This window comes from Mycobacterium sp. E802 (genome assembly GCF_001666875.1).
GTDB lineage: Bacteria > Actinomycetota > Actinomycetes > Mycobacteriales > Mycobacteriaceae > Mycobacterium.
In genome coordinates, this window is record NZ_LZJD01000053.1 from 80,338 (window position 1) to 86,927 (window position 6,590).

Below are 6,590 nucleotides of genomic sequence, written 5' to 3' on the forward strand. Positions count from 1 at the left end.
TTTCGGCCCAGCTACTGCTCAGCTATTTCCGTGCCGCCCAGACCCGCGCCCACGTCAGGAACTTCGCGACCGCGTCGGCCGTGTAGTGCCCGCGTGGTGAACCGAAGAAGTCGAACGCGTGCTGGGCATGCGGAATCTCGGCATAGATCACCGGTGACTTCGACACGTTGCGCAGGGCTTCCACGAACTCACGACCCTCGACCACCGGGATGAGTGAGTCGTTGGTCCCGTGCAGCACGAAAAACGGTGGGGCGTCGGGATGTACGAGGGTGATCGGCGAGGCATCGCGGTACACCTGGTCGTCGGTGCCCAGCGGAATCTTGACGATCAGCCGTTCCAGGATCTCCATGAACTCGGCCCGGCCGGGGCCGGTGGTGGAAAACCAGTCGTAACGGCCGTAGACCGGCACCGCGGCGGCCACCGAGGTGTCGGCATCTTCGAAACCTGGCTGCCACTTGGGATCGTTGGGGGTCAGCGCGGCCAGCGCCGTCAGATGCCCGCCTGCCGATCCACCCGTGATGCACACCGCGTCGGGGTCACCGCCGTACTCGGCGATGTTCTCCTTCACCCAGGCCAGCGCCCGCTTCACGTCGATGATGTGGTTGGGCCACGGGTGTCGCGGGCTGATGCGGTAACCGATCGACACGCAGATCCAGCCCTGCTCGGCCAGGTAGCTCATCAGGGGATAGGACTGCGGCCGGCGCATACCGATCATCCAGGCCCCGCCCGGAACCTGCAGCAGCACGGGGGCCTTGCCGTCACGCGGTAGGTCCGGGCGCATCCAGATATCGGCCAGGTTGGCCCGGTGCGGGCCGTAATGCACGGTCTCACGTGCGTAGCGGCGCCGGCTCATCGACGTGGAGTACACCTCGCCGCGGCGCAACGGCCGCAGCGCCGTCGGATACTCCTCGGCCAGGGCCTCGTGTACCGGATCTTCGAAATACGGCCGGGACTGCACGTTGCGGCGGTGCACCAGCACCAACAATACCCAGGAGATTGCTTTGAGCATCAACGAGATTCGTCCACCCGTGGAGCGGTAATCGCCGCGGATGGCGCGTCGCACCGCATCCAGCGCCGACACCGTGATCACCAGCGGCGCGTTCTCCGAGGTCGGCCAACCGAACGCGAAGGCCGGAATGGTGCTGTAACCCTTGCGGCCGAGCGGTTTCACTGCGTTCGCAGCGTTGAGCAACTCGGCGGCCGCCGTGAGCAGTCGCCTTCTCAGACCGGGTTGGCGTTCAGCCATTCACCTTCTCCTGGAGCGCGCGTCGGTCGATCTTGCCGGTGCTGTTGCGCGGCAACTCGTCGAGGACGGCGATCTCCCGCGGCACCTTGTAATTGGCCAGGTTCTCTCGAACATACGCTTTCAAGTCATCCGGGCTGGTGGGGGCGTCGGAGCCGGACAGCACCACAAACGCTGCCAGCCGTTGCCCGAACTGCTCGTCGTCGACACCGATCACCGCGGCCTCGGCAACCTCGGGATGGCCGGCCAGGACCTTCTCGACCTCGATCGGGTACACGTTCTCGCCGCCGGAGACGATCATCTCGTCGTCGCGGCCGACCACGAACAACCGACCCGCCTCGTCCAGATAGCCGACATCGCCCGAGGACATGAACCCGTCGTGGAATTGCTTGGTGGTGCCGGAGGTGTAGCCGTCGAACTGTGTCGAGTTGCGTACGTAGATGGTGCCCACCTCGCCGGTGGGAACCTCGTTGAACTCGGCGTCCAGAATGCGGATCTCGGTGCCCTCGGCGGGTTTCCCCGCAGTATCGGGCGCGGCGCGCAGATCGGCAGGTGTCGCGGTGGCGATCATGCCGGCCTCGGTGGCGTTGTAGTTGTTGTAGATGATGTCGCCGAACCGGTCCATGAACGCGGTGACGACGTCGGGACGCATCCGCGAACCCGACGCCGCGGCGAACCGCAGCGAGCGACCGTCATAGCGGCGCAACACATTCTCGGGCAGTTCCATGATCCGGTCGAACATCACCGGCACCACACACAGGCCCTTGGCCCGGTGCCGGTCGACGAGCTCGAGGGTGGCTTCCGGATCGAACTTGCGTCGGGTGACGATCGTGCAGGCCATCGACGCCGCGAAGGCCAGCTGGGAGAAACCCCAGGCGTGGAACATCGGCGCAACGATCACCACCCGCTCCTCGGTGTGCCACGGGGTGCGATCCAGGATCGACTTGAGCACTTCCGGCCCACCACCGGAATGCTTGGCGCCCTTGGGTGTTCCGGTCGTTCCCGACGTCAGAAGGATCACTTTGCTTTTCTCGCTCGAGCGCCGCGGCTCGGTCCCGCGATGTTCTTCGACCAGCTTGGCGACCGTGACGTCGTGCACGTGGGTGTCGGTCCAGGCCACGATCCGGGTGGTCGACGGGCGGTCCGCCAGTGCGCGGTCGACGATCTCGGCGAACTCCTCGTCGTAGATGACGGCATCCACCGACTCGCGTTCGACCACCTCGGCCATCGCCGGGCCGGCGAACGAGGTGTTGAGCAGCAGCACGTCGGCACCGATGCGGTTCGCGGCGATCAGCGACAGCACGAAGCCACGGTGGTTACGGGCCATGATGCCCAGCACCTTCGGCTCACCGGCCGGCAAAGCCTGCAGGCCGGCCGCCAAGGCGTCGGCCTGCTGGTCGACCTGTTGCCAGGTCAGCGTGCCGAGTTCGTCGACCAGGCCCGGCCGATTCGGGCACCGTTGTGCGGCGGCCGCGAAACCTGAAGTGACACTCATGTTCTCGCGAGCCATCGCGGCAGCGATGCGCAGATACTTGTCCGGCCGCATCGGCGCGATCAACCCGGCCCGGCGCATGGTGGTGACCATCCCGACGGCATCGGTGACCCGGTCCAGCGGCCCGGTCAGCAGATCAAGAGGTCCCACGGTTCAGCCGATCACCGGGAACCGACGCTGTTCGGCCAACTCATCGAGGGCCCGCTGCATGACCCGACGGACATGAGCGTCGACCTCGTCGATGTCCGGGTCGTCGCCGAACTCGGCGACGATGTCGATCGGCGGCAGCGTCTTCATCACGATCTTGGACGGCAACGGCACATTGAGCGGAAGTACCGCCGACAAGCCGAACGGGAAGCCGAAGGAGACCGGCACGATCTTGGTGCGGGCCAGGCGTGCGATGGGGCCGAGTGCCTTGGCCACCCCCGTACCCCGGGACAGGAAGAAGTGAGTTTCCTGACCGCCGATTCCGACCATGGGCACGATCGGTACGCCGGCGTTGATCGCGGCTTTGACATAACCGGTGCGGCCGGCGAAGTCGATCTGGTTGGCCGAGAGGGTGGGCCGGTACACGTCGTAGTCACCGCCGGGGAACACGACGACGACACCGCCCGAGCGCAGGGCCTCGTCGGCGTTCTCGTGGTTGGCCCGGATGAAGCCGGTCTTCTTGAAGAAGGCCGCCGTCGGTCCGGTCATCAACATGTCGTGACTGAGCGTGTACACCGGCCGTTCGTAGCCGAACTTCTCGTAGAAACCCGTGGCGAATACCGGAACGTCCAACGCGAACAAGCCACCGGAATGGTTCGACACCACCAGCGCGCCGCCGTTGGGAAAACTGTCCAACCCACGGACCTCGGCACGGTGATAGCCCTTGATCAGCGGCCGCAGGAAGCCCATGACCTTCTCGGTCAGACCCGGATCCCACTTCGTGATTTCGGACGGGTCGATGTCGGTTGCGGCCACAGAGTCCCCCTGAGGTCAAATGAAACGTGTTCTAGTTTGCCCAGTGTACCCAGGTCGGGGGCAAAAAACCGATTCGCGCTCAAAGTTCTTGCACCCGATAGCGGATTGCCGCCGTCAATACTTTCAAAACTTCCCGTCCGGGAAGACTAGTTCCACTAGTCCGACTGGTTCTAAACTCGGCTGGATGAAGACGGTCACCAGCACGGAGGCGAAAGCCAAGCTGAACGCCCTTCTGGCCGAGGTCGAGGCGACTGGGGTCTCCGTCACGATCACGTCCCATGGCCGCCCCGTCGCCGTGCTATCGCCCATTGCTCCGCGGGGGCGGACCTTCGGGCAGTTCCCCGGCATCCAGATCCCGCAAGACTTCGACGAGCCGCTGCCATCCGGCGAACTCGACGCGTGGGAGGGCCTCAGCTCGTGACCGCGATTCTTCTCGACACCAACGCGGTGCTGTGGCTGGTGAAGTCACCGGACCAGGTGCTGCCGGCGGCTCTGAACATCCTGGAAGATCCGACGAACGCGTTATTTGTTTCTGCGGCTTCGGCGTGGGAAATCGCGACAAAGACGCGCCTTGGCCGACTCGATGGCACCGCGCTGCTCTCGAGCTGGTCGGACATTCTTGAGGCGATGGGAGCCGTGGATCTGCCGATCGATTCGGCGGACGCTGCGCTGGCCGGCCAACTCAACTGGGAGCACCGTGATCCATTCGACCGCATGATCGTCGCTCAGGCCATGCGTCGAGGGCTCACGATTGCCACCAGTGACAAGGAAATTCGCGAGGGGGCGATTACCCCCGTCATCATCACCCGTTGATTTTCCGGACCAGCTACGGCCACCTGCGGCTTCGTCGTCGCGCGATGTTCAAGTGGTAGGCGGTATTTCAACCGGATGTTGGCTCAACGGATCGACCACGATCCACGCAGTTTTCATCGGTTCGATCGAACGGTTGAGCTGGAGAATGCTTTTGATGTCACCCTCAAGCACCATGTACGCCGCACGATTCGCCTTGTCGTAGAACTCTTTCATGCTCTCGATGCTCCGAAACACCGGAAAGAACCGAACACCGCTGCGCTCGAGCAGGAACAGCCTCTGGCGGCCATCCTTGGTATCGCCAAAGGGTGTCGAATACCAAACTTTGGTTTCGAGCGGGACTGCCTCGGGTACAGGGCCGCGCATGCCGCGGTCGGTGATTCCCGGGGTTGCGGGCAGCCCGTCGGTCGCATCAGGCACTGACATGTCGCTTGTATAGCACTAACGCGGCCGCACCTGGGCTGTTGCGGTTAGCTGGATCGGTCACCGCGTGCTCGTCGCTCACGCGGACCGCCCAGCGACCGCTTTACGATCCTGGTGTGAGTTTGCCTCCGTCTCCGTATTCCTTTGGTTCTACCTATCCGCACGGCGGGGAGACGCCCCCGCCAGGGAATGCGCAGCGCCGAGCGGCGGGTGGTGGCTGGTTCGGGTGGATCGTCGCAGGCGTGGGTGTCGGGCTGCTGCTCGGCGCCGTGGGTGTCGCCGCCTACGGCGCGTTGGGTACGAGCTCGCCTTATTGCTCTACCGCGGCGTGTGATGAAGCGGCATCCACAGCGGTGGTGGTGGTTTGGGCGACGGCGGCAGTGGCTGCGGCGGTCGCTGCCTTGACCATGTGGCGGCTGCTGGCGCGTGCCCGTGGGTCGGTGTGGGTGCGTGTCGCCGCCGTCGTGGGGGGTGTGGGCGTGGCGGTCGGGTATGTCGTGGTCGGGGTTGGGGCGAGCGACTTCGCCGCGAGTGGGCCGAGGATTTGGCTCGTTGGTGTGGTGGTCGGTGCGACGATCGTGGGCTGCTTGCTCGTCGGCGTGCCATGGCTATCGCTGCAGAGCAACAGAGCTGGGTTGGCTACGGCGGCGGCCAGCGGCATCGCGATGATCGTGGTGGGCGTGGCCGCGGTCGCTGCTCCCAATGAGTACGATCCGGTTGATGCCACGACCGCAGCCCCGGTCGACATTCCCCTAGAGCCAGAAATTCTTGGGCAAGAGCAGTTTCGGCTGTCGGTGCCGTACTTCCGGCCGCGTGTCGACGCGGCAGGGGCGGGGTTCATTGTGTGGACGCCGTACTGGGCGAAGGACGGTTCCACTCCTGTGTTGATTGCGTATGACAATGCGGGGGCAGCGCGGTGGCATTACGGTCGCGGCCCGGATCAACCGATGACGCGGGTGCGTGTCTACGACGATGACACAGTTGTGGTGGTCGGGTTCGCCGGCGACGATAAGCGTGGCAGGGCTCCGGAGGTGGTGGGGTTGGATGCCGTTACCGGTGAGCAGTTGTGGGCATCGCATGACCTGGCGATGTGGAACGCGCTCGATATCGATGAAGGTGCCTCGTTCACCTCGTTCGTGGAGCGCGGGGAGGAGTCCTGGAAGGGGTTCAACGCCCGCACCGGCCAGCAGCGGTGGGAGATTCCGAATCCGGCGGCGTGCGGGGACGGGCCGCTAGACACCGTGTCCAGCTTGGATGAGCCCTACACGGTGCGAATCGCCGATATCGGCAGTCGGCTGGTCACGGTCAATGACTGCTCTACCCCGGACATGATCAAACTGCGGGTGCTGGCCCACGACGCAGTCACCGGTGACCAGCTCGGCGCCTGGCCTGTACCCGGCGCCGACGGGGTGCCGCGAAATACGTGGAAGTACCTGAGTGTGGACCGCTCGGTCGGCGACAGTGTGTCAGTGAGCCTGGAAAAGGAATGCGCCAGGCGGAACGTCGACCGGATGACCGGTCAGATAGTTCAACAGCATGTGCCGGCTCTCCCCGGAAGTGATGCATGGACCGTTCGAAGCATGCCTGGCGCATTCCTTTTCCAGGCTCACTGACACACTGTCGCCGACCGAGCGGTCCACACTCAGGTACTTCCACGTA

The 6,590-nt window shown here is 64.7% G+C and carries 7 protein-coding genes; 3 read left to right on the forward strand and 4 right to left on the reverse strand.

Annotation, left to right across the window (positions count from 1 at the left end):
- Positions 1-22 precede the first annotated feature (22 nt).
- From A5699_RS08285 to A5699_RS08295, 3 genes are read right to left on the reverse strand one after another with little or no spacing between them, the layout of a single operon-like run.
- Positions 23-1,246, reverse strand: coding sequence for an alpha/beta hydrolase (locus A5699_RS08285; protein ID WP_067768076.1), 1,224 nt, complete (start codon positions 1,244-1,246; stop codon positions 23-25).
- Positions 1,239-2,828 carry an acyl-CoA ligase FadD12 gene (fadD12, locus tag A5699_RS08290; protein WP_067768101.1) on the reverse strand — a complete coding sequence of 530 codons (1,590 nt, stop codon included), beginning with the start codon at positions 2,826-2,828 and terminating at the stop codon, positions 1,239-1,241. The genes A5699_RS08285 and fadD12 overlap by 8 nt, the downstream gene beginning before the upstream one ends.
- Positions 2,829-2,888: 60 nt before the next feature.
- Positions 2,889-3,698, reverse strand: coding sequence for a 1-acyl-sn-glycerol-3-phosphate acyltransferase (locus A5699_RS08295; protein WP_067768078.1), 810 nt, complete (start codon positions 3,696-3,698; stop codon positions 2,889-2,891).
- 184 nt (positions 3,699-3,882) lie between these two features.
- On the opposite strand from A5699_RS08295, the gene A5699_RS08300 reads away from it, so the two are divergent.
- Together A5699_RS08300 and A5699_RS08305 are read left to right on the forward strand one after the other, a co-directional pair.
- Positions 3,883-4,119 (forward strand): type II toxin-antitoxin system Phd/YefM family antitoxin, encoded by a 237-nt coding sequence (locus tag A5699_RS08300; protein WP_067768080.1) that lies wholly within the window; start codon positions 3,883-3,885, stop codon positions 4,117-4,119.
- On the forward strand, positions 4,116-4,511 hold the full coding sequence (locus A5699_RS08305) for a type II toxin-antitoxin system VapC family toxin (protein ID WP_067768081.1): 396 nt from the start codon (positions 4,116-4,118) through the stop codon (positions 4,509-4,511). The genes A5699_RS08300 and A5699_RS08305 overlap by 4 nt, the downstream gene beginning before the upstream one ends.
- A 48-nt stretch (positions 4,512-4,559) precedes the next feature.
- Here A5699_RS08305 and A5699_RS08310 read toward each other — a convergent pair whose 3' ends face one another.
- Positions 4,560-4,874: an SseB family protein gene (locus A5699_RS08310; protein WP_067768103.1), complete on the reverse strand. Its 315-nt coding sequence runs from the start codon at positions 4,872-4,874 to the stop codon at positions 4,560-4,562.
- Positions 4,875-5,200: 326 nt separating this feature from the next.
- Between A5699_RS08310 and A5699_RS08315 the strand changes: the two genes are divergently transcribed.
- Positions 5,201-6,544, forward strand: coding sequence for a PQQ-binding-like beta-propeller repeat protein (locus A5699_RS08315; protein WP_157561151.1), 1,344 nt, complete (start codon positions 5,201-5,203; stop codon positions 6,542-6,544).
- The last annotated feature ends 46 nt before the right edge of the window (positions 6,545-6,590 follow it).

Coding starts and splice junctions, on each gene's coding strand:
- A5699_RS08285 (WP_067768076.1), bottom strand. CDS start 1,246: ATGGCTGAACGCCAACCCGGTCTGAGAAGGCGACTGCTCACGGCGGCC.
- fadD12 (WP_067768101.1), bottom strand. CDS start 2,828: ATGGTCACCACCATGCGCCGGGCCGGGTTGATCGCGCCGATGCGGCCG.
- A5699_RS08300 (WP_067768080.1), top strand. CDS start 3,883: ATGAAGACGGTCACCAGCACGGAGGCGAAAGCCAAGCTGAACGCCCTT.
- A5699_RS08310 (WP_067768103.1), bottom strand. CDS start 4,874: ATGCGCGGCCCTGTACCCGAGGCAGTCCCGCTCGAAACCAAAGTTTGG.